Source organism: Streptomyces sp. KL2, assembly GCF_046529545.1.
Lineage (GTDB): Bacteria > Actinomycetota > Actinomycetes > Streptomycetales > Streptomycetaceae > Streptomyces > Streptomyces radiopugnans.
This window is the reverse complement of record NZ_CP127170.1, coordinates 2,418,226-2,439,507: the sequence shown is the minus strand read 5'-3', so window position 1 is coordinate 2,439,507 and position 21,282 is coordinate 2,418,226. Positions and strand designations below refer to the sequence as shown.

Below are 21,282 nucleotides of genomic sequence, written 5' to 3'. Positions count from 1 at the left end.
AGGGTTGCGCGGCCGTACGGGAGCGGCGGCTCGGGCGCCGCAGTCCGGACGCGACGGGCCGCGGGGAGTCTGCAAACCGCACAACGACCACCGGCCGACGGGGTTACGCCCCGAGGGGGGCGCGATCGCCCCGCCGGCTCCCGCGAAACGGAAAGTCACCGCACGTCACCGCATGTCATCGACTGTCCTCCGGCAGCAGTCGGGCCAGGGTCCGCACCGCCCGGTACTGGAGGGTCTTGATCGCGCCCTCGTTCTTCCCCATGACCCGCGCGGTCTCGGCGACCGACAGGCCCTGGAGGAAGCGGAGCGTCACGCACTCCTGCTGCTGCGGGTTGAGCCGGCGAACGGCCTCCAGCAGGGCCGCGTTCGAGAGGGACTCCAGGACCGAATCCTCCGGGCTGCGCTCCACCTCGTTGGCGTCGAGCATCTCGCCGGTGGTCACCTCGAGGCGGAAGCGGCTCGACTTGAAGTGGTCGGCGACCAGGTTGCGCGCGATGGTGACCAGCCAGGCGCCGAAGTCCCGGCCCTGCCAGGTGAAGGTGCCGATCCGGCGCAGGGCGCGCAGGAACGTCTCGCTGGTGAGGTCCTCGGCCGTGGCCCGGCCGCCGACGCGGTAGTAGATGTAGCGGTAGACGGTGTCGGAGTACTGGTCGTAGAGGTGCCCGAAGGCCTCGGCCTCGCCGCCCTGGGCGCGCTCGACGAGGTCCATCATGCGGCGGCTGTCGCCGTCCACCGGACGCCGGGCGGTGCCCGGGGCGGCCGCGGTGCGGGCGCGCCGGCCCACCGCGGCGGTGCCGGCGGCTCCCTCGGCCAGGGCGTAGACGGGGCCTGCGGGGACAGGTGCGGCGAGGGCGGGGACGGCGTGCGCGGAGGGGACGAGGACGCGCAGCTGGTCGATGACCAGCGTGCGCAGCGCAGCCAGGCCCGAGGCGTCAACCCCGACGTGTGGGTACACGGGACTCCCAGAGGCAGAGCTTCCATCACGTGCAGTGCGGGACCGTCCGCCCGTCACAAGGGCGTGTGGACACCGGATTGCGTCTGAGGAGAATAACGCTTCGTACAGACCGTGCTACACCTAGTTGCCGAAATCGCCGGTTAGGTTTGCTCTGTTATGCGTTTACGGTTGCCCGGGCGGCGAACCGGGATGTCGATCCGACCGGTTCGTGTCACTTCCTGATCGATCGGCGGTTCGCTTGTGCCCGGAGGGCGGTCCCCGGCCGAACTGGCGACCGGTGCGGCCGTGCCGGGGGCCGCCTCAGCGGCGGCGGCGCTGGATCGCCATGGCCGCGGCGGCGCCTCCGGCCACCGCGCCCACCCCGGCCGCGGCCGGGATGCCCACCTTCGCGGCCTTCCTGCCGGTCCGGTAGTCGCGCAGCCGCCAGCCCCGCTCGCGCGCGTGGGCGCGCAGCCTGCTGTCGGGGTTGATGGCGTACGGGTGCCCGACCAGCGAGAGCATCGGGATGTCGTTGGCCGAGTCGCTGTAGGCGGCGCAGCGGGACAGGTCCAGGTCCTCGGCGGCGGCCAGCGCGCGCACCGCCTCCGCCTTCGCCGGGCCGTGCAGCGGCTCGCCGACCAGGCGCCCGGTGTAGACGCCGTCGACGGACTCGGCGACCGTGCCCAGGGCGCCGGTCAGCCCCAGTCTGCGGGCGATGATCGTGGCGGTCTCCACTGGGGCGGCGGTGACCAGCCACACCTTCTGGCCCGCGTCCAGGTGCGCCTGGGCGAGCGCGCGGGTGCCCGGCCAGATCCGGCCGGCCATGTACTCGTCGTAGATCTCCTCGCCGATCTCCATCAGCTCCGAGACGCGGTGGCCCTTGACGATGGACAGCGCGCTGTCGCGGGCGTCCTGCATGTGCTCGGCGTTCTCCGAGCCCGCGAGCCGGAACCAGGCCTGCTGCCAGGCGAAGCGGAACAGTTCGCGCTTGTGGAAGAACTTCCGCTTGTACAGGCCGCGGCCGAAGTGGAACAGGGCCGCGCCCTGCATGATCGTGTTGTCGAGGTCGAAGAAGGCCGCGGCCCTGGTGTCCCCGTGGACCGGGAACTCCGGCTCCGCCGGTTTCCCCGCCTCGCCGGGGGCGAGCGCGTCGACCTCCCGCGAGGTCTTGCGCGCCGCCTCGGCGGCGGCCTCGCCTGCGAGAACGCTGCGAGCCGTCGCCGAACGCCTGCGGGGAACGAGCCATCCAAGTGCGGCCATGCCGCGAGCATAGCCAGTGTTCCGTGGGGTTCCGGTGACGGAGGGGTGTCGGCAGGGCGGTGACTGCGCCAACCGGGGAAAGCGCGTTCCGGGTCCGGCCGGCGGCCCCGTCCCCTCCGGCGCCCCGGGCCCGCGGAGGGCGCCCGCGCGCGGTGCCGGAAGGGGATTCTGGAGGAAGTTTCCGGAGAGGGCGCCGGAGAGGGCGCGGCCCGGGGACGGGAGCGGGTGCGGCGGGGGGAGTGCGCGGCGGCACAATGGCGGTCATGAAGACCGTCACCCTCATCGGCAGGCCCGGATGTCATCTGTGCGACGACGCACGCGCGGTGGTCAGCGAGGTGTGCGCGCAACTGGGCGCGCGCTGGGAGGAGAAGGACATCACGCAGGACGAGGAGCTGTACCGCAGGTACTGGGAGCAGATCCCGGTGGTGCTCGTGGACGGCGCGCAGCACGACTTCTGGCGGGTGGACCCGCGGCGGCTGCGCGCGGCGCTGGAGGCCTGACCGCGGCGGGGAGCCGCTGCCGGGGCCTGTGCGGGGAGGGTCCGCGGCAGGGGGTTCGACCGCGTCTCGACCGCTTCTCAGGACGTTCCACGGCCGGCGGGCGTATACGTGGGAGGTGTGCCGGGCGGGATCCGGTTCCGTCCGGCGCGTGTGGCACCGGTCACTTTGGCCGGACAAAGCGGACACCGTCTTTGTGCACACGTTCACAAAGACATAGCCTGGTCGGGACGGAGCGGTCCGGACGCATGTCCAGCGGGTGTCCAGCGGGGCCGCTCACCGTTTCGCGCAGACGGCAGGAGCACTGTGGCAACTGGCCGAACACACCGACCGGCGACCCGTAGCCGAGGGATCCCCGAGGCCACCGTCGCCCGGCTTCCGCTGTACCTGCGGGCGCTCACCGCGCTCTCCGAGCGCTCGGTGCCCACGGTCTCCTCGGAGGAGCTGGCGGCCGCCGCCGGCGTCAACTCCGCCAAGCTGCGCAAGGACTTCTCCTACCTCGGCTCGTACGGCACACGCGGTGTGGGCTACGACGTCGAGTACCTCGTCTACCAGATCTCCCGCGAGCTGGGCCTGACGCAGGACTGGCCCGTCGTGATCGTCGGCATCGGAAACCTGGGGGCCGCGCTCGCCAACTACGGCGGCTTCGCCTCCAGGGGATTCAGGGTCGCCGCGCTGATCGACGCGGACCCGACGATGGCCGGGAAGCCGGTCGCGGGCATACCGGTGCAGCACACCGACGACCTCGAGGCGATCATCGAGGAGAACGGCGTCTCCATCGGCGTCATCGCCACCCCCGCCGGAGCCGCCCAGCAGGTCTGCGACCGGCTCGTGGCCGCCGGGGTGACCTCCATCCTCAACTTCGCGCCGACCGTGCTGTCCGTGCCCGACGGTGTGGACGTGCGCAAGGTCGACCTCTCCATAGAACTGCAGATCCTCGCCTTCCACGAGCAGCGCAAGGCCGGTGAGGAGGCGCCCGGCGAGGGCGGTGCCGACACCACCCCGCCCGCCGCGGCCGTGCGCCGCCGCGGCGAGGAAAGCGAACCGGGGCCTGACGGGGACGTGCCCGCCGTGATGCCCGCATGAACGAACGAGCGACCGTGAGACACGTCACGCGCGCACCGCACGCCGTACGGTCCGAGCGGAGCGGAGGACGCGCATGAGTCTGCTGGTAGTGGGGCTGAGCCACCGCAGCGCACCGGTGAGCGTCCTGGAGCGGGCCTCGCTGGCGCCCGAGGTGCGCGGCAAGCTCCTGCAGGACGCGGTCGGCGCCGAGCCCACCTCCGAGGCCGCGGTGCTCTCCACCTGCAACCGCACCGAGCTCTACGCCGACGTCGACAAGTTCCACGCCGGCGTCGCCGAGCTGTCCTCCCTGCTGGCCCGCTACAGCGGCGTCGACCTGGAGGAGCTGACCCCGTACCTGTACGTCCACTACGAGGACCGGGCCGTCCACCACCTGTTCTCGGTGGCCTGCGGGCTGGACTCGATGGTCGTCGGCGAGGGCCAGATCCTCGGCCAGATCAAGGACGCGCTGGCCGTGGCGCAGGACCAGCACACCGCCGGGCGGCTGATGAACGACCTGTTCCAGCAGGCGCTGCGGGTCGGCAAGCGGGCGCACAGCGAGACCGGCATCGACCGGGCCGGGCAGTCCCTGGTCACCTTCGGCCTGGAGCAGCTCGCCGCCGGGCGCCCGGTCGCCGAGTGGGTGCGCGGCCGGCGTGCCCTGGTGATCGGCGCCGGCTCGATGTCCTCCCTGGCCGCGACGGTGCTCGCGCGCGCCGGCGTCACCGAACTGGTGATCGCCAACAGGACGCTGGAGCGCGCCCGGCGCCTGGCCGCCGGGCTCCACGGCGGCGGGCTCACCGCGCGCGCCGTGCCCGCCCACGACATGCCCGCCGAGCTCCCGCACGCGGACGTCGCCGTCTCCTGCACCGGCGCCACCGGGCTGGTGCTGACGGCCGACGACCTGGCGGCGGCGCTCGCCGCGCGCGCCGAGTCCCGCGGCTCCCGCGAGGAGCCGATGGCGCTGCTCGACCTGGCCATGCCCCGTGACATCGACGCCGCCGCGCACCGCCTCGAAGGCGTACGGTTGGTGGACATCGAGTCGCTGGCCGAGGCCTCCGCCGACGCCCCCATGGCCGCGGACGTCGACAAGGTGCGCGGCATCGTCGCCGACGAGGTCGCGGCCTTCGGCGCCGCCCAGCGGGCCGCGACGATCACGCCCACCGTGGTCGCGCTGCGCGCCATGGCCGCCGACGTGGTCGCGGCCGAGATGGCGCGCCTGGACGGGCGCCTTCCCGGACTCGACGCCAAACAGCGCGCCGAGATCACCCAGACCGTGCGCCGGGTCGTCGACAAGCTGCTGCACGCGCCGACCGTGCGCGTGAAGCAGCTCGCCGGCGAACCGGGCGGCGCCGGATACGCCGACGCGCTGCGAGAGCTCTTCGACCTCGACCCGCAGACCGTCGCGGCTGTCAGTAACCCCGAACAGGAGCGGCAATGAGCACCAACGCACCCCCGCCGCTGAAGCTGGGCACCCGCCGCAGCCGACTCGCCATGGCCCAGTCCGGGCAGGTGGCCGAGCGGGTCCGGCGCCTCACGGGCCGGCCCGTCGAGCTGGTGGAGATCACCACCTTCGGCGACGTCTCCCGCGAGCACCTCGCCCGGATCGGCGGCACAGGGGTCTTCGTCTCCGCGCTGCGCGACGCGCTGCTCGGCGGCGGGATCGACTTCGCCGTTCACTCGCTGAAGGACCTTCCCACCACCCAGCCCGAACAGCTGGCGCTGGCGGCCGTGCCCGTCCGGGAGGACCCCCGTGACGCGCTGGTCGCCCGTGACGGCCTCACCTTCGAGGAGCTGCCCGACGGGACGCGGGTCGGCACCGGCTCGCCGCGCCGCATGGCGCAGCTGGCCGCCTGGGCCCGGTCGCTGGGCCGGGACATCGAGATCGTGCCGATCCGGGGCAACGTCGACACCCGCATCGGGTACGTGCGCTCCGGGGAACTGGACGCGGTCGTCCTCGCCGCCGCCGGCCTGAGGCGCGTCGGCCTGATCGGCGAGGCCACCGAACTGCTCGACCCCGGCGCGGTGCTCCCCGCACCCGGCCAGGGAGCGCTGGCCATCGAGTGCGCCGCCTCGCGCACGGACCTCGCAGCCCTGCTCGCCGAGCTCGACGACCCGCGCACGCGGGCCGCCGTGACCGCCGAGCGAACCCTGCTCGCAGCTCTGGAAGCCGGTTGCAGCGCGCCCGTCGGCGCACTGGCCGACATCCCGGAGGAGGGGCAGGATGTCACCGAACTGCGTCTGCGCGGTGTCGTCGGCACGACCGACGGCACCACACTGGTGCAGTTGTCCACCACCGGTCGCGTACCGGCGTCCGCCGGTGAGGCGCTCTCCCTGGCCCAGGCCATGGGGCGCGAACTCGCCGACGAGATGCTCGCCAAGGGCGCGGCCGGTCTGATGGGGGAGCGAGCACATTGAACCCCACCACCGATCACTCGTACGGCGCCCACGGGCACGTCACCTTCCTCGGCGCCGGGCCCGGGGACCCGGGACTGCTGACGCTTCGCGCCGTCGAGGCGCTGGCGCAGGCCGATGTACTGATCGCCGACCCGCAGGTTTACGACGTCGTGCGGGCGCACGTGCGGGCAGGTGTCGACACCCCGCTCCAGACAGCAGGTGACGACACGTCAACAGCATCCGCGGGTGCCGACGATGCCGTAAATCTTGTCATGCGGGCCGTGCGCGGCGGCAAGCGGGTCGTCCGTGCGGTCGCCGGCGACCCCGGGCTCGACGCGGACGCGGCGAGCGAGATGCTGGCCTGCGCCTCCGAGGGGGTCACCTTCGAGGTCGTGCCGGGCGTCGCCAACGCCGTGGGGGTGCCGGCCTACGCCGGTGTGCCGCTGCGCAACGGCCACGGCGCGGACGTGCGGTTCCTGGACGCGCGGACCGCCGACGCCCAGGCGTGGAACGAGGTCGGCGCCAGCGACGCCACCCTGGTGGTCTCCACCACCCTGGAGGCGGTCGCCGCCACCGCCGCCGAACTGGTCACGGCGGGCCGCAAGCCCGACACCCCGCTGACCGTCACCGTCGACGGCACCACCACCCGGCAGCGCACCTGGACGGCGACGCTGGGCTCCATCGCCCAGACCCTCAAGGCCGCCAAGGTGCTGCCCGCGGCGAACGGCTCCCGGCCGGCGATAGCCGTGGTCGGCGAGCTCAGCGCCGCCGCGCAGCGCGACCGGCTCGCGTGGTTCGAGTCCAAGCCGCTGTTCGGCTGGCAGGTGCTGGTGCCCCGGACCAAGGAGCAGGCCGCCTCGCTCTCCGACCAGCTGCGCTCCTACGGCGCGGTGCCCAGCGAGGTGCCCACCATCGCGGTGGAGCCCCCGCGCACCCCGCAGCAGATGGAGCGCGCGGTCAAGGGCCTGGTCACCGGGCGCTACGAGTGGATCGCCTTCACCTCGGTCAACGCGGTCAAGGCGGTGCGCGAGAAGTTCGAGGAGTACGGCCTGGACGCCCGCGCCTTCGCCGGGATCAAGGTCGCGGCCGTCGGCGAGCAGACCGCGAAGGCGCTGGTCGACTTCGGCGTCAAGCCCGACCTGGTGCCCAGCGGCGAGCAGTCCGCGGCCGGGCTGCTGGAGGACTGGCCGCCCTACGACCCGGTCTTCGACCCGATCGACCGCGTCTTCCTGCCGCGCGCCGACATCGCCACCGAGACGCTGGTGGCGGGCCTGATCGAACTGGGCTGGGAGGTCGACGACGTCACCGCCTACCGGACGGTGCGCGCCTCGCCGCCGCCGGCCGAGACACGGGAGGCGATCAAGGGCGGCGGGTTCGACGCCGTGCTGTTCACCTCCTCCTCCACCGTCCGCAACCTCGTGGGGATCGCGGGCAAGCCGCACAACGTGACGGTGATCGCCTGCATCGGCCCGGCGACGGCGAAGACCGCCGAGGAGCACGGGCTGCGCGTGGACGTCATGGCGCCGGAGCCGTCGGTGCACAAGCTGGCCGAGGCGCTGGCGGAGTTCGGCGCCAGGCGCCGGGACGCGATGCTCGAGGCCGGCGAGGCGGTGCAGCGGCCCAGCGAGAAGCGTCCGACCAGGAGGAGGGCACGGACATCGTGACGATCGGCAAGAGCACCTACGGCAGCGGCTACGACGGGGGGCGCGGCGGCTACGGGGACTTTCCCGTGGTGCGCCCCCGGCGGCTGCGCACCACCCCGGCGATGCGCCGGATGGTCGCCGAGCACCGGCTCCACCCGGCCGATCTGATCCTGCCCGTCTTCCTGCGGGAGGGCATCACCGAGCCGGTCGAGATCTCGTCGATGCCGGGCGTGTACCAGCACACCCGCGAGACCCTGCGCAAGGCGGCGGCCGAGGCCGTGGCGGCGGGCGTGGGCGGAATCATGATCTTCGGCGTGCCCGAGGAGGGGAAGAAGGACGCGACCGGGTCGTGCGGCACCGACCCGGACGGCATCCTCCAGGTGGCGCTGCGCGACGTGCGCGCGGAGGTCGGGGACGACCTGGTCGTCATGTCCGACCTGTGCCTGGACGAGTTCACCGACCACGGCCACTGCGGCGTCCTGGACGAGCGCGGCCGGGTGGACAACGACGCCACGCTGGAGCGGTACGCCGAGATGGCGTGCGTCCAGGCCGAGGCGGGTGCGCACGTGCTGGGACCCAGCGGGATGATGGACGGCCAGGTCGCCTTCGTCCGCCGCGCACTGGACGAGGCCGGCCACCAGGACGTGGCGCTGCTGGCCTACACGGCCAAGTACGCCTCCGCGTTCTACGGCCCCTTCCGCGAGGCGGTGGACTCCTCGCTGACGGGCGACCGCAAGGCCTACCAGCAGGACCCGGCCAACGGGCGGGAGGCGATGCGCGAGCTGGCGCTCGACCTCGCCGAGGGCGCGGACATGGTGATGGTCAAGCCCGCGCTGCCCTACCTGGACGTGCTGCGCCGGGTGGCGGACGCGGTGGACGTGCCTGTGGCGGCCTACCAGGTCTCCGGCGAGTACGCGATGGTCGAGGCCGCCGCGCAGCGCGGCTGGATCGAGCGGGACCGGGCGATCATGGAGACGCTCACCGGCGCCAGGCGGGCCGGCGCGGACGTGATCCTGACCTACTGGGCCACGGAGGCGGCCCGGCGGCTGCGCTGAGCCGCCGGGTGCGCCCGGACCCGGGCGAGGCCCGGATGCGGAGCCGTGCCGCCCGGCCGTGCCGCGCGGACGCGTCAGCCCTTGACGCAGACGACCTGCCGCAGTTTCGCGACCACCTCGACCAGATCGCGCTGCCGCTCGATGACCTGCTCGATCGGCTTGTAGGCGGCCGGGATCTCGTCGACGACGCCGGAGTCCTTGCGGCACTCCACACCCCTGGTCTGCTCCTCCAGATCCCGCGCGGTGAACCGCTTCTTCGCCGCGTTGCGGCTCATCCGCCGCCCCGCGCCGTGGGAGGCGGAGTTGAAGGAGGCGGTGTTGCCCAGGCCGCGCACGATGTAGGAGCCGGTGCCCATCGAGCCGGGGATGATGCCGTACTCGCCGCCGCCCGCGCGGATGGCGCCCTTCCGGGTGACCAGCAGGTCCATGCCGTCGTAGCGCTCCTCGGCCACGTAGTTGTGGTGGCAGGAGATGACCGGCTCGAAAGAGGGGGCCGCCTTCCTGAACTCCCTGCGGATCACGCCCTTGAGCAGGCTCATCATGACCGCCCGGTTGCGCTTGGCGTACTCCTGCGCCCAGAACAGGTCGTTGCGGTAGGCCTCCATCTGGGGGGTGCCGGCGACGAACACGGCCAGGTCGCGGTCGACCAGGCCCTGGTTGTGGGGCAGCCCGCGGGCCACGCCGATGTGGTACTCGGCCAGCTCGTTGCCGATGTTGCGGGAGCCGGAGTGGAGCATCAGCCAGACGGCGCCGTCCTCGTCCAGGCAGACCTCGACGAAGTGGTTGCCGCCGCCGAGCGTCCCCATCTGCCGCGCGGCCCGCTCCCGGCGGAAGTGGACGGCCTCGGTGACGCCGTCGAAACGGGACCAGAAGGCATCCCAGCCGGAGGCGGGGGCGTCGGGCAGGCCGCCCGGGTCGACGGGGTCGTCGTGCATGCCGAAACCGACCGGGATGGCCTGCTCGATGCGCGAGCGCAGCCGGGAGAGGTCGCCGGGCAGGTCGTTCGCGGTCAGGGAGGTCCGTACCGCCGACATGCCGCAACCGATGTCCACGCCGACCGCCGCGGGGCAGACCGCGCCCTCCATGGCGATGACCGAGCCGACGGTGGCGCCCTTGCCGTAGTGGACGTCGGGCATGACCGCCAGGCCCCTGATCCACGGCAGCGTCGCGGTGTTGCGCAGCTGCCGCATCGCGCCGTCCTCGACGCCGGACGGGTCGGCCCACATCCGGATCGGCACCCGTGCCCCGGGAACCTCGGTGTACGACATGTTCGTTCATCCCCCTGACGAAGAAGTGCGGGCACGCCCTGCCACATGCGTGCGAATCGCGTACGGATCGGGTGCGAACCGCGTACGTCCGTGCACACAAGGCGGACGTATTACTGCATATGCACCGATGAGCGTAGGTCCCGCGGCGCGCGTGACGGACATCGTGCGATAGACATTGTGTTCCGCCGTGGTCGTACGGCGGCAACGTGTTTTCGAGCGTTCGCGCGGACGAGGGAGTTGGGCAGTGCAGCGGAAGGCATACGCCACCGGCACGGCGCTCGTCGCCGTGCTGGCCGTCGGGACCGTCGGCTGCACCGGCGGCTCCGGCACGGGCGGCGCCGCGGCCGACAGCAAGCCCGGCACGGTCGGCGCCGCCGCCACGGCTCCGCCCGGCACCTACCGCGATCTGCCCGAGCCCTGCGGCGCGGTCGACGCCGGCCTCCTGCGGGCGATGCTGCCGGGCGCGGAGAGCGCCTCCCCGAAGGACGGCGCGGAGAGCGGCGACGGGACCCCGGCGGCCTACGAGGGCGAACAGACCGTCACCTACGACAACGACCGCCGGGTCGGCTGCCGCTGGAAGAGTTCCACCGGCATGGGCAGCCGCCACCTCCTGGTCGATTTCGAGCGGGTCGTGTCGTACGACCCCGCCGTCAGCGACGACGAGCGTGCGGTGCGCCTGTACGAGGACATGGCGCTGGAGGCCGGCATCCCCAGCTCCCCGCCCGCGGGCGGGGAGTCCTCCGGCCCCGGGGAGGGGGCGGACGGGGACGAGGCCGGCGCGGAGGAGGCCGGGGACGGGGGCGAGGACTCCGGCAGGGCGTCGAAGAAGAGCGGCGCGCCCGCCGGAAGCGGCGGCGGTGACGGCGAGGAAGGTGACGGCGGCGGGGAGGACGCCGGCGGCGAGCCGGGGACGGCCGTACCGCAGCCCGCGCCCAGCGCGGCGCTGGCCCCGCGTCCCCTGGAGGCCGTCGGGGACGCCGCGTACATCGACGACGAGCTGGTCACCGCGGACTCGGGCGTCCACCGGGACATCACCCTGGTCTTCCGCACCGGGAACGTCATCGTCACCGTCGAGTACGAGCAGTGGGTGACGGACAAGCGCAGGCTGCCCGACAGCGCCGAACTGCAGGAGAAGGCGCTGAAACTGGCCGGCCAGCTCGCCGGGGTGTTCCGGGACTGACGCCCGTTCGCGGGCCCGCCCGGCGCCCCGCCGGAGCCGGGACGGAACCGGGGCGACGGACCGGGACGACGTACTGAGACGACGGACCGGGACGACGGACTGAGACGACGGACACACCCGGCCCCGGCGCCGCCCTCCGGAGACCGCGGCCGTCCTAGGCTGCTGCGGTGTCGTCGCCCGAGTGGCGTACCGTCGTGCCGTCCGACAGGGCGTGCCCGGCGCCCAGCACATCCGGAAGCGAAGGAACCATGCACCGTAACGCCACGCGCACCGCCGTCCGCACCCTCGCCTGCGCCGCCGTGCCCATGCTGCTGGTCGCGGGCTGCTCCTCCGGTTCCGATGGCGAAGACTCCGCCAGGCCCTCGCCCAGCGCCTCCGCCTCCAGCGCGTCCCCGACCCCGGCGCCGGTGAAGTTCACCACCCTGCCCGACCCCTGCGAGACCCTCTCGGGGGACACGGTCGGCGACGTGGTGCCCGAGGCGAAGAAGAAGGGCAAGAACCTCGGCTCCAAGGACGCCGACGGCTACGGCACCTGCCTGTGGAGCGGTCTGGACGACTACCAGTACCGGGCGCTGACCGTCTCCCTCAAGCGGTTCGACTCCGACGTGACGCTCGGCAGCGGCAGCGAGCGGGCAGCCGAGTACGCGGGTCGGCAGGTGGCCGCCGTCTCGCAGGACGAGGAGAACAAGAAGGTCGAGGAAACCCCGCTCGACGGGGTCGGCGACCAGGCGACGTCCATAGCCTTCGAGACGGAGAAGAAGGACGGCGAGAAGACCGAGGAGTACCGCGAGCAGCGGATCGTCGCCGTCACCGGCAACGTCGTGGTGACCGTGGACTACCAGGGCGCCGGCTTCGAGACCGGCAAGACGCCGAAGGCCGAGGACATCCGCAAGGGCGCGGAGAAGGCGGCGAAGGAGGCCGTCAAGGCCGTCAAGTGACCGGGCCGACCGGGCTGACGCGGCCGACCGGGCCGGGGCCCTCCGTATCCGCCACCCGCCGCGCGTAACCTGTCTTCCCCTCGGGGACCTGCCGCTCCCCGTCCCTTCCGCCGCCCCTCCCGCCGCCCCGGCCGGGCGGCGGGCACCGGCGCCGACGACGATCTCGCGAGGACACAGCAGTGGACCTGACACGCACTCACCGAATACTGATCGGCGTGGTCGTCGCCGGGGCGGTGGTGATCGCGGCGATCGGCTTCGCCGGATCGTACGCCGCCGTCCGCGACCTCGCCGAGCAGAAGGGCTTCGGCGGCTTCGCGCCGTTCTTCCCCATCGGCATCGACGCCGGGATCGTGGTGCTGCTCGCCCTGGACCTGCTGCTGACTTGGATCCGCATCCCTTTCCCGATGCTGCGGCAGACCGCCTGGCTGCTGACGGCCGCCACCATCGCCTTCAACGGCGCCGCCGCCTGGCCCGACCCGCTGGGGGTCGGGATGCACGCGGTGATCCCGGTGCTGTTCGTCGTCGCGGTCGAGGCCGCGCGGCACGCGGTCGGCCGGATCGCCGACATCACCGCCGACAAGCACATGGAGGGCGTGCGGATCTCGCGCTGGCTGCTGGCCTTCCCCTCCACCTTCCGGCTGTGGCGCCGGATGAAGCTGTGGGAGCTGCGCTCCTACGACCAGGTGATCCGCATGGAGCAGGACCGCCTCATCTACGAGGCGCGGCTGCGGGCGCGCTACGGGCGCGGCTGGAAGCGGCGGGCGCCGGTGGAGGCGCTGATGCCGCTGCGGCTGGCGCGGTACGGGGTGCCGCTGGCGGAGACCGGCCCGGCCGGGCTGGCCGCTGCCGGCATCGACCCGCAGGGACTCCCCGCCACGGGCGGGAAGGCAGCGGCCACGGGCGGGAAGGCAGCGGCCACGGGCGGGAAGGCAGCCGCCACGGGCGAGGGGGGCGCGGTCACGGGCGGGAAGGCCGCCACGGTCGAGGCGCTGCCTCCGGGGACGTCCGCGGAACAGGAGCCCGCGCCCGGCAGGGCGTCCCGGGGCGCGGAGGCGCCCGGCGAGGGGGTCGGGCAGGAGGCGGTCCCGGTGGAGGCGGCCGTGCGGGACGGGCACGAGATCCTGCCCCCTTCCTGGAGGTCCGCCGAGGAGGAGGCGGCCGTGCGGGAGGCGGCCGCACAGCCGCACCCCGGTCCGGTGCCGTGGGAGACCGCTGCGCAGGCGGCCGTACAGGACGCGCGGGCCGTGCCGGTTGAGGCGCCGGCTGAGGTGCCGACCGAGGCATCCGCCCCCGTGTACGCGGCCGAGGCGGCGGCCCGGAACGGGGTGACGGTGCCGGTCAACGAGGGGGGCCGCCGCCGCCCGATGGGCCGCCCCGGCTCCGGCGCCGACGTCCGGACCGCGCCCGCCCCCGTGCCGGCGCCGCGCCGGGAGGCGGCGCCGGAGCCGGACGCCACCAGGCCGACCGGCATGCCCAGCGGCACCCAGTACACGGAGGTGTACTACCACGCGTTCCGGGAGTTCATGGCCGAGCACGGCCGGCGCCCCAACGCCCGGGAACTGGCCCGTGCCCTCCACGAGCACCACAACGTCACCGACGCCGACGGCAGCCTGCTGAGCGAGGGTCACCTCCGCCCGTACCTGCGGGAGTTCCGGGAACGGTACAACGACGAGATGGGCCTGGGGGGCTGACCGCCCACCAGGCCCGTCCGCGTCCTTCCGGTGCCGCCCGGCGCGTACGGCGCGGGCCGGCGGGTTACGCGCCCAGCAGCTTGCGGACCCGGTCCGCGCCGACGGCCAGCAGCAGCGTGGGCAGCCGCGGGCCGGTGTCGCGGCCCACCAGCAGCCTGTACAGCAGCGCGAAGAAGGCGCGCTGGGCCACCTTCAGCTCCGGTGTCGGCTTGGCCTCCGGCGTAAGGCCCGCCCGGACCTTGGGCACGCCGTATACCAGCGTGGTCAGCCCGTCCAGCGACCAGTGGTCGTCCAGGCCGTCCAGCAGCAGCCGCAGCGACTCGCGCGCGTCGTCGTCGAGCGAGGCCAGCAGCTCGGTGTCCGGCTCCTCGCGCACCCGGGTGCGCTGCTCGGCCGGTACGTGGGTGCTGATCCAGCGCTGCGCGCAGTCCAGGCGCGGACGCGTCTCGTCCAGGGAGCGGACCGGGTTGTCCGGGTCCAGCTCGCTCAGGATGCGCAGCGTCTGCGCCTCGTCCCCGGTGGTGATGTCCGCCACCGACGCCAGCGTGCGGTACGGCAGCGGGCGCGGGGTGCGGGGCAGTTCGCCGGCGGCCGTGGTGGTGGCGCGGAGGTACGCGGCGGCGTCCGCGGGCTGCGCGGTGCCCTCGGCGACCTTGCGCTCCAGGGCGTCCCACTCGTCGTAGAGCCGCTGGATCTCCTGGTCGAAGGCGATCTTGAAGGACTGGTTCGGGCGGCGGCGGGCGTACAGCCAGCGCAGCAGCGGCGCCTCCATGATCTCCAGCGCGTCGAGCGGGGTGGGCACACCGCCCTTCGAGCTGGACATCTTCGCCATGCCGCTGATGCCGACGAAGGCGTACATCGGGCCGATGGGCTGCTCGCCGCCGAAGACCTCCCGCACCAGCTGCCCGCCGACGACGTAGGAGGAGCCGGGGGACTGGTGGTCCACGCCGGAGGGTTCGAAGACCACGCCCTCGTACGCCCAGCGCATCGGCCAGTCGACCTTCCAGACCAGCTTGCCGCGGCGGTGCTCCGACAGCAGCACCGTCTCCTCGTTGCCGCACCGGCACACGTACGTCATCCGCGTGCTCTCGTCGTCGTACGCGGTGATCGTCGTCAGGTCGCGGTCGCAGACGGAGCAGTACGGCTTGTACGGGAAGTACCCGGCGCCGCCCGCGCTGCCGTCGTCCTCGCCCGCGGCGCCCGAGCCCTCGGCGGCCTCGATCTCCGCCGCGGACATCTCGGCGTCCTTCGGCCTGCTCTGCTTCTTCGCGGCCTTGGCCGCGCTCTCGGGCGTGACCTTGGTGCGGTAGCGGTCCAGGACGGCGTCGATGCGGGCGCGCTCGCGCATGGCGAAGAGGATCTGCTCGCCGTACGCGCCGGAGGTGTACATCTCCGTCTGGCTGATGCCGCGCACCTCGACGCCCAGCTCTTCCAGCGCCCGCACCATGGCGGCCTTGAAGTGCTCGGCCCAGCTCGGGTGCTCGCTGCCGGGGGGCGCGGGCACCAGGGTGAGCGGCTTGCCGATGTGCTCGGACCACGAGGCGTCGACGCCCTCGATGCCCGCCGGGACCTTGCGGAAGCGGTCGTAGTCGTCCCAGGACAGGATGTGCTCGCAGGGCACACCGCGCCGCTTGATCTCGTCGGCGACGAGGTGCGGCACCATCACCTCGCGGAGATTGCCCAGGTGGATGGGGCCGGAGGGGCTCAGGCCCGAGGCGCAGACGACCGGTTTGCCGGGGGCGCGGCGCTCCGCCTCGGCGATGACCTCGTCCGCGATGCGGGAGACCCAGTCGGCCTCTGTGCTCTGAGCCACGGTCGGCACGTCCCTTTCCTGGCTGTTCCTGGCTGTTCCTGATCGTTCTCGGCTGTTCCCCGCGCTGCTTCGCGCGCCGGTCGCCTGCTTCCGCGCCCGGGACGGCGGCCCACGGGGGCGGTGGTCCCATTGTTTCAGACGCGGTGCCGGCCGTGCGCCCGTGATGAACGCGCGCGCCCCGGCGGTGGGCCGCGTGGGATACTGGACCGATCCGGAAAACCCCACTCAGAGGAACGGCACTCCTTCATGGCCTCGGTCCCCTCTCTTGCCGCAACCGTCCACCAGCGCGTCGCGGACGCCCTCTCGGCAGCCCTGCCGGAGGCCGCCTCCGCGGATCCGCTGCTGCGACGCAGCGACCGGGCGGACTTCCAGGCCAACGGGATGCTGGCGCTGGCCAAGAGGCTCAAGGGCAACCCGCGGGAGCTGGCGGGCCGGGTCGTCGCCGCGATGCCGGAGACGGACGAGATCGCCGGCATCGAGGTCTCCGGGCCCGGCTTCCTCAACATCACCGTCTCCGACGCCGCGATCGTGCGGACGCTGGCGGCACGGGCGGCCGACGAGCGGCTGGGCGTGCCGTACGCGGAGCGGCCGGGCACGACGGTCATCGACTACTCGCAGCCCAACGTGGCCAAGGAGATGCACGTCGGGCACCTGCGCTCGACGGTGATCGGCGACGCGATCGTGCAGATCCTGGAGCACCGGGGCGAGAAGGTGATCCGGCGGCACCACATCGGGGACTGGGGCACGCAGTTCGGCATGCTCATCCAGTACCTGGTCGAGCACCCGCACGAGCTGGACCACTCCTCCGGCGAGGAGGCCGGCGGCCCCGGCGCGTCCGGCGAGGCCGCGATGTCCCGGCTGAACCGGCTCTACAAGGCGTCCCGGACGCTGTTCGACTCCGACGAGGAGTTCAAGGCGCGCGCCCGCGACCGGGTGGTGCTCCTGCAGAGCGGGGACGGGACGACGCTGGAGATGTGGCGGAGGATCGTCGGCGAGTCGATGATCTACTTCCACGCGGTCTACGACCAGCTCGACGTGGAGATCCGCGACGAGGACGTGGTCGGCGAGAGCGCCTACAACGACGATCTCCAGCAGGTCGTGAAGGAGCTGGAGGACAGCGGCGTCGCGGTCCGCTCCGAGGGCGCGCTGTGCGTGTTCTTCGACGACGTCAAGGGCCCCGACGGCAAGCCCGTCCCGCTGATCGTGCAGAAGTCCAACGGCGGCTTCGGCTACGCCGCCACCGACCTGGCGGCCATCCGCGACCGGGTCGGGAAGCTGGGCGCCGACACCCTGCTGTACGTGGTGGACGCCCGGCAGGCGCTGCACTTCAGGATGGTCTTCGAGACCGCGCGCCGGGCCGGCTGGCTGCCCGAGGACGCCGCGCGGCAGCTCGCCTTCGGCACGGTGCTGGGCAAGGACGGCAAGCCGTTCAAGACCCGTGAGGGCGAGACGGTCCGGCTGGTGGACCTGCTGGACGAGGCGGTCGAGCGGGCCACGGCCGTGGTGCGGGAGAAGGCGGAGCAGGGCGGTCTGGAGCTGACGGAGGAGGAGATCGCCGAGCGCGGCGCCCAGGTGGGCATCGGCGCGGTGAAGTACGCCGACCTGTCGACGTCCATGTCGCGCGACTACGTCTTCGACCTGGACCGGATGGTCTCCCTCAACGGCGACACCAGCGTCTACCTCCAGTACGCCTACGCCCGGATCCAGTCGATCCTGCGCAAGGCGGGCGACGCGAAGCCCGCCGCGCACCCGCAGGTGGGGCTGGCCCCGGCCGAGCGGGCGCTGGGCCTGCACCTGGACGAGTTCGCCGAGACGCTGGCGGGCGTGGCCGAGACGTACGAGCCGCACAAGCTGGCCGCCTACCTGTACCAGCTCGCCTCGCTCTACACCACGTTCTACGACCAGTGCCCGGTGATCCGGGCCGAGTCGGAGGCGGTCAGGGAGAACAGGCTCTTCCTGTGCGACCTGACGGCCCGCACCCTGCGGCAGGGCATGGCGCTGCTGGGCATCCGCACCCCCGAGCGGCTCTGAGGCGTACGGACCGGAACGGCCGGGCACGGGCGCCCGCCCCGCGGAAGCGGGGCGGGCGCCCGTGCCCGTCTCGTGCGGCGCCCGGACGTTCAGCCGCTCACCGCTCGCGGTGCACCTTGGTGTTGGACGCCTGGGCGCGGGGGCGGACGACCAGCAGGTCGACGTTGACGTGCGGAGGGCGGGTGACGGCCCAGACGACGGTGTCGGCCACGTCCTCGGCGGTCAGCGGCTCGGCGACGCCCTCGTAGACCTTCGCCGCCTTGTCGGCGTCGCCGCGGAAGCGGGTGAGGGAGAACTCCTCGGTGCGCACCATGCCGGGCGCGATCTCGATGACGCGCACCGGCTGCCCGCACAGCTCCAGGCGGAGGGTCTCGGCCAGGACGTGGGCGCCGTGCTTGGAGGCGACGTATCCGGCGCCGCCCTCGTAGGTGCCGTGGCCCGCGGTGGAGGAGAGCACGAGCACGGTGCCCTCACCGGAGGCGGTCAGTGCCGGGAGCAGGGCCTGCGTCATGTGCAGCGTGCCCAGCACGTTGACCTCGTACATCGACCGCCAGTCGGCGGGGTCGGCGGTGGCCACCGGGTCCAGCCCCAGGGCGCCGCCGGCGTTGTTGACCAGCACGCTGCCGGGGGCGAGGGGGCCGAGCCGGGAGGCGAAGGCGTCCACGGCGGCGCGGTCGGTGACGTCCAGGGGGTGTGCCTCGGCCCGGTGACCGTCACCGTTCAGCTCGGCGGCGAGTTCCTCCACGCGGTCGGCGCGGCGGGCGGTGAGCACGGCGCGGTAGCCGGCGGCGGCCAGCCGGCGCGCGGTGGCGGCACCGATGCCGCTGCTCGCGCCGGTGACGACGGCGGTGGGCTGCTGCTCGGCGGGCAGGGTCATGAAGGGCTCCTCGCAGGGCGGTGGACGTGGTGGTGCCACGTGCGGATGAACGCGGATGAACGCGGATGAACATGGTGGCGGGTGCCGCGGCGGCATCCCCGGCCGGGTCCCCGCAGGACGGGCGGCCGGTTCACCCGCCCCGCGGCGCGTACATGCTGTGCCGTCCCGGGGGCGCCCCCGGACCCCGGCCGGTTCACCCGCCCCGCGGCGCGTACATGATCAGTGCGACCCCGGCCAGGCAGACCAGCGCCCCCGCGACGTCCCAGCGATCCGGCCGGAAACCGTCCACGACCATGCCCCAGGTCAGGGAGCCCGCGACGAAGACCCCGCCGTACGCCGCCAGCACACGGCCGAAGTTCGCGTCCGGCTGGAAGGTGGCGACGAAGCCGTAGGCGCCCAGCGCGATCACCCCGGCGCCGATCCAGGCCCAGCCGCGGTGCTCGCGCACCCCCTGCCACACCAGCCAGGCCCCGCCGATCTCCAGAAGGGCGGCGAGGGCGAACAGCAGGACGGAGCGTGCGACGGACACGGGAGCGCGGGCCGGTACCGGTGCCGGCCCGTCAGGGCCAGACCAGGCAGTACGGCTGGTGGCCGGCCTCGTGGAGCCGGTGGGAGAAGTCCTGCCACTCGTGCAGGAGCCGGTAGACGTCGAAGGCGTCGCGCGGGCCGCCCCGGTCGGGGACGGTGGACCAGATGAATGCGGCGGCGCCCACCGACTCCTCCCCGATGCCGCGCAGCGGGTCGACGACCGTCATGGGGAGCCTGACCACCGCGTAGTCGGAGTGGAGCACGACCAGTTCCAGCGGCGGCACCTTGTGCAGGGGGACGCCCTCGATGCCGGTGAGGACCATGGCGGCCACCGTCTCCGGCTTGATCCTGGTGAACATCCCGTGGCCCAGTTCGTCCCCGCCGAGCTCGTCCGGGCGCATCGTGATGGGCACCCGGGCGGCTGTGGCGCCGTCCGGCGCGCCGAAGTACTTGTAGGTCACCCCCACCCGGCCACCCTTGCTGCTCCTCGTCTCCGTGCTCTCGGCCCCGGCGGCTCCGGCGGTCCCGGCCCCGGCGGTCTCGCCGACCGCTCTCGCGTCGCGGTCCCGCCGGTGACGGCCCCGCGCCCGCCTGGGCCCCCGGCCCAGGTCCCCCGTGCCCTCGCCCAGTCCGCCACCGCGCTGCATGTCACCACCCGACCACTTGCGGCCCCCGCCGCGCAACCAGATCATCGTCTCAGAGACTTCCAGAGACCTCCCCTTCTGGCGGGCTGTGAAACGCCCGGCCGCACATGCGCGCGAGGCTCTGAGACCATGGCTTGCGTGAGCTATCCGTACGATGCCCCAGTATCGCAGTCGCTGTACGACCGTGCCGCCGTCGTGACGCCCGGAGGCGTGAATTCTCCGGTGCGCGCCTTCCGCGCCGTGGGCGGTACGCCCCGCTTCATGGTGTCCGGTGCCGGTCCGTACCTCACCGACGCCGACGGCCGTGAGTACGTGGACCTCGTGTGCTCCTGGGGCCCGATGGTCCTCGGACACGCCCACCCCGCCGTTGTGGAGGCGGTGCGCGCGGCGGTCGCGCGCGGCACGTCCTTCGGCACGCCCGGCGAGGGCGAGGTCGAGCTGGCCGAGGAGATCGTCGCCCGCATCGCCCCCGTCGACCAGGTACGGCTGGTCTCCTCCGGCACCGAGGCCACGATGTCCGCGATCCGCCTGGCGCGCGGTTTCACCGGGCGGGCCAAGGTGGTCAAGTTCGCCGGCTGCTACCACGGGCACGTCGACGCCCTGCTGGCCGCCGCCGGCTCGGGCGTGGCCACCTTCGCCCTGCCCGACACCCCCGGTGTGACGGGCGCGCAGGCCGGGGACACGCTGGTGCTGCCGTACAACGATCTGGACTCGGTCGCCGCCGCCTTCGCCGCGCACCCCGGCGAGATCGCGTGCGTGATCACCGAGGCGTCGCCGGGCAACATGGGCGTCGTGCCGCCGCGCGACGGCTTCAACGCCGGGCTCAAGCGCCTGTGCGAGGAGAACGGGGCGCTGTACGTCTCGGACGAGGTGATGACGGGCTTCCGCGTCTCGAAGGCCGGCTGGTACGGCCTGGACGGCGTCGTGCCGGACCTGATGACCTTCGGCAAGGTGATGGGCGGCGGCTTCCCGGCCGCGGCCTTCGGCGGCCGGGCCGACGTGATGGCGCACCTCGCCCCCGCCGGGCCCGTCTACCAGGCCGGCACCCTCTCCGGGAACCCGGTCGCCACCGCCGCCGGCCTCGCCCAGCTCCGCCTGCTGGACGACGCGGCGTACGAGCGGCTGGACGCCGTCTCGGCGCGGATCCGCGCCCTGGTCGCCGAGGCGCTCACCGAGGCGGGCGTGGCCCACCGGCTGCAGAACGCGGGCAACATGTTCTCGGTCTTCTTCACCGACGAGGACGTGGCGGACTACGACGCGGCCAGGCGCCAGGAGTCGTTCCGCTTCACCGCCTTCTTCCACGAGATGCTGGCCCGGGGCGTCTACCTGCCGCCCTCGGCCTTCGAGTCCTGGTTCGTCTCCACCGCCCACGACGACCGGGCCGTCGAGCGGATCGCCGCCGCCCTGCCGGCGGCCGCACGCGCCGCCGCGCGGGCCACCGCCGGGGAGGAGGGGGCATGACGG

General features: G+C 73.4%; 18 protein-coding genes. 11 read left to right on the top strand and 7 right to left on the bottom strand.

The features are described from left to right. Positions 1 to 175: 175 nt before the first annotated feature. Both QPK52_RS10990 and QPK52_RS10985 read right to left on the bottom strand, forming a co-directional pair. On the bottom strand, positions 176 to 955 hold the full coding sequence (locus tag QPK52_RS10990; protein WP_410537267.1) for an ECF subfamily RNA polymerase sigma factor, BldN family: 780 nt from the start codon (positions 953 to 955) through the stop codon (positions 176 to 178). A 300-nt stretch (positions 956 to 1,255) separates the two neighbouring features. Then, the gene (locus QPK52_RS10985) at positions 1,256 to 2,194 is read right to left on the bottom strand and encodes an HAD family hydrolase (RefSeq protein WP_093660380.1); all 939 of its coding nucleotides are present in this window, start codon (positions 2,192 to 2,194) and stop codon (positions 1,256 to 1,258) included. Positions 2,195 to 2,457: 263 nt separating this feature from the next. Between QPK52_RS10985 and QPK52_RS10980 the strand changes: the two genes are divergently transcribed. From QPK52_RS10980 to hemB, 6 genes are all read left to right on the top strand, one after another. Beyond that, positions 2,458 to 2,694, top strand: a complete 237-nt coding sequence (locus tag QPK52_RS10980) for a glutaredoxin family protein (protein WP_410537266.1) — start codon at positions 2,458 to 2,460, stop codon at positions 2,692 to 2,694. A gap of 303 nt (positions 2,695 to 2,997) precedes the next feature. Then, on the top strand, positions 2,998 to 3,777 hold the full coding sequence (locus QPK52_RS10975) for a redox-sensing transcriptional repressor Rex (protein WP_410537265.1): 780 nt from the start codon (positions 2,998 to 3,000) through the stop codon (positions 3,775 to 3,777). A 73-nt stretch (positions 3,778 to 3,850) separates the two neighbouring features. Beyond that, positions 3,851 to 5,194 carry a glutamyl-tRNA reductase gene (locus QPK52_RS10970; RefSeq protein WP_410537264.1) on the top strand — a complete coding sequence of 448 codons (1,344 nt, stop codon included), beginning with the start codon at positions 3,851 to 3,853 and terminating at the stop codon, positions 5,192 to 5,194. Further along, a complete protein-coding gene (gene hemC / locus QPK52_RS10965; RefSeq protein WP_410537263.1) occupies positions 5,191 to 6,171 on the top strand; it encodes a hydroxymethylbilane synthase in 981 nt (326 codons plus the stop codon). The genes QPK52_RS10970 and hemC overlap by 4 nt, the downstream gene beginning before the upstream one ends. Then, entirely contained in the window at positions 6,168 to 7,814 is a 1,647-nt protein-coding gene (locus QPK52_RS10960) for a uroporphyrinogen-III synthase (RefSeq protein WP_410537262.1), read from the top strand. The genes hemC and QPK52_RS10960 overlap by 4 nt, the downstream gene beginning before the upstream one ends. Positions 7,815 to 7,816: 2 nt before the next feature. Then, positions 7,817 to 8,848 carry a porphobilinogen synthase gene (hemB, locus tag QPK52_RS10955; protein WP_410540292.1) on the top strand — a complete coding sequence of 344 codons (1,032 nt, stop codon included), beginning with the start codon at positions 7,817 to 7,819 and terminating at the stop codon, positions 8,846 to 8,848. A gap of 74 nt (positions 8,849 to 8,922) precedes the next feature. Here hemB and QPK52_RS10950 read toward each other — a convergent pair whose 3' ends face one another. Then, positions 8,923 to 10,116, bottom strand: coding sequence for an RtcB family protein (locus QPK52_RS10950; RefSeq protein WP_410537261.1), 1,194 nt, complete (start codon positions 10,114 to 10,116; stop codon positions 8,923 to 8,925). A 244-nt stretch (positions 10,117 to 10,360) separates the two neighbouring features. Here QPK52_RS10950 and QPK52_RS10945 point away from each other — a divergent pair, with 244 nt between their 5' ends. The 3 genes from QPK52_RS10945 (at position 10,361) to QPK52_RS10935 (ending at position 13,925) form a co-directional block, all read left to right on the top strand. Beyond that, positions 10,361 to 11,296, top strand: a complete 936-nt coding sequence (locus QPK52_RS10945) for a hypothetical protein (RefSeq protein ID WP_410537260.1) — start codon at positions 10,361 to 10,363, stop codon at positions 11,294 to 11,296. A 248-nt stretch (positions 11,297 to 11,544) separates the two neighbouring features. Then, positions 11,545 to 12,234 carry a DUF3558 family protein gene (locus QPK52_RS10940; RefSeq protein ID WP_410537259.1) on the top strand — a complete coding sequence of 230 codons (690 nt, stop codon included), beginning with the start codon at positions 11,545 to 11,547 and terminating at the stop codon, positions 12,232 to 12,234. Between the two features lie 185 nt (positions 12,235 to 12,419). Further along, positions 12,420 to 13,925: a DUF2637 domain-containing protein gene (locus QPK52_RS10935; protein WP_410540291.1), complete on the top strand. Its 1,506-nt coding sequence runs from the start codon at positions 12,420 to 12,422 to the stop codon at positions 13,923 to 13,925. A 64-nt stretch (positions 13,926 to 13,989) separates the two neighbouring features. Here QPK52_RS10935 and lysS read toward each other — a convergent pair whose 3' ends face one another. Further along, entirely contained in the window at positions 13,990 to 15,738 is a 1,749-nt protein-coding gene (gene lysS / locus QPK52_RS10930; RefSeq protein ID WP_410537258.1) for a lysine--tRNA ligase, read from the bottom strand. A gap of 246 nt (positions 15,739 to 15,984) precedes the next feature. Here lysS and argS point away from each other — a divergent pair, with 246 nt between their 5' ends. Further along, positions 15,985 to 17,769 (top strand): arginine--tRNA ligase, encoded by a 1,785-nt coding sequence (gene argS / locus QPK52_RS10925; RefSeq protein WP_410537257.1) that lies wholly within the window; start codon positions 15,985 to 15,987, stop codon positions 17,767 to 17,769. 97 nt (positions 17,770 to 17,866) lie between these two features. On the opposite strand, the gene QPK52_RS10920 is transcribed toward argS, so the two are convergent. From QPK52_RS10920 to QPK52_RS10910, 3 genes are all read right to left on the bottom strand, one after another. Then, a complete protein-coding gene (locus QPK52_RS10920; protein ID WP_410537256.1) occupies positions 17,867 to 18,646 on the bottom strand; it encodes an SDR family NAD(P)-dependent oxidoreductase in 780 nt (259 codons plus the stop codon). A gap of 193 nt (positions 18,647 to 18,839) precedes the next feature. Further along, positions 18,840 to 19,175 carry a YnfA family protein gene (locus QPK52_RS10915; protein ID WP_101256365.1) on the bottom strand — a complete coding sequence of 112 codons (336 nt, stop codon included), beginning with the start codon at positions 19,173 to 19,175 and terminating at the stop codon, positions 18,840 to 18,842. Between the two features lie 31 nt (positions 19,176 to 19,206). Further along, positions 19,207 to 19,821 (bottom strand): hypothetical protein, encoded by a 615-nt coding sequence (locus QPK52_RS10910; RefSeq protein WP_410540289.1) that lies wholly within the window; start codon positions 19,819 to 19,821, stop codon positions 19,207 to 19,209. Between the two features lie 126 nt (positions 19,822 to 19,947). Here QPK52_RS10910 and hemL point away from each other — a divergent pair, with 126 nt between their 5' ends. Next, a complete protein-coding gene (gene hemL, locus QPK52_RS10905) occupies positions 19,948 to 21,279 on the top strand; it encodes a glutamate-1-semialdehyde 2,1-aminomutase (RefSeq protein WP_410537255.1) in 1,332 nt (443 codons plus the stop codon). Positions 21,280 to 21,282 lie beyond the last annotated feature (3 nt).

Coding starts and splice junctions, on each gene's coding strand:
- QPK52_RS10985 (WP_093660380.1), bottom strand. CDS start 2,194: ATGGCCGCACTTGGATGGCTCGTTCCCCGCAGGCGTTCGGCGACGGCT.
- QPK52_RS10980 (WP_410537266.1), top strand. CDS start 2,458: ATGAAGACCGTCACCCTCATCGGCAGGCCCGGATGTCATCTGTGCGAC.
- QPK52_RS10970 (WP_410537264.1), top strand. CDS start 3,851: ATGAGTCTGCTGGTAGTGGGGCTGAGCCACCGCAGCGCACCGGTGAGC.
- hemC (WP_410537263.1), top strand. CDS start 5,191: ATGAGCACCAACGCACCCCCGCCGCTGAAGCTGGGCACCCGCCGCAGC.
- QPK52_RS10950 (WP_410537261.1), bottom strand. CDS start 10,116: ATGTCGTACACCGAGGTTCCCGGGGCACGGGTGCCGATCCGGATGTGG.
- QPK52_RS10940 (WP_410537259.1), top strand. CDS start 11,545: ATGCACCGTAACGCCACGCGCACCGCCGTCCGCACCCTCGCCTGCGCC.
- argS (WP_410537257.1), top strand. CDS start 15,985: ATGGCCTCGGTCCCCTCTCTTGCCGCAACCGTCCACCAGCGCGTCGCG.
- QPK52_RS10920 (WP_410537256.1), bottom strand. CDS start 18,646: ATGACCCTGCCCGCCGAGCAGCAGCCCACCGCCGTCGTCACCGGCGCG.
- QPK52_RS10910 (WP_410540289.1), bottom strand. CDS start 19,821: ATGCAGCGCGGTGGCGGACTGGGCGAGGGCACGGGGGACCTGGGCCGG.
- hemL (WP_410537255.1), top strand. CDS start 19,948: ATGGCTTGCGTGAGCTATCCGTACGATGCCCCAGTATCGCAGTCGCTG.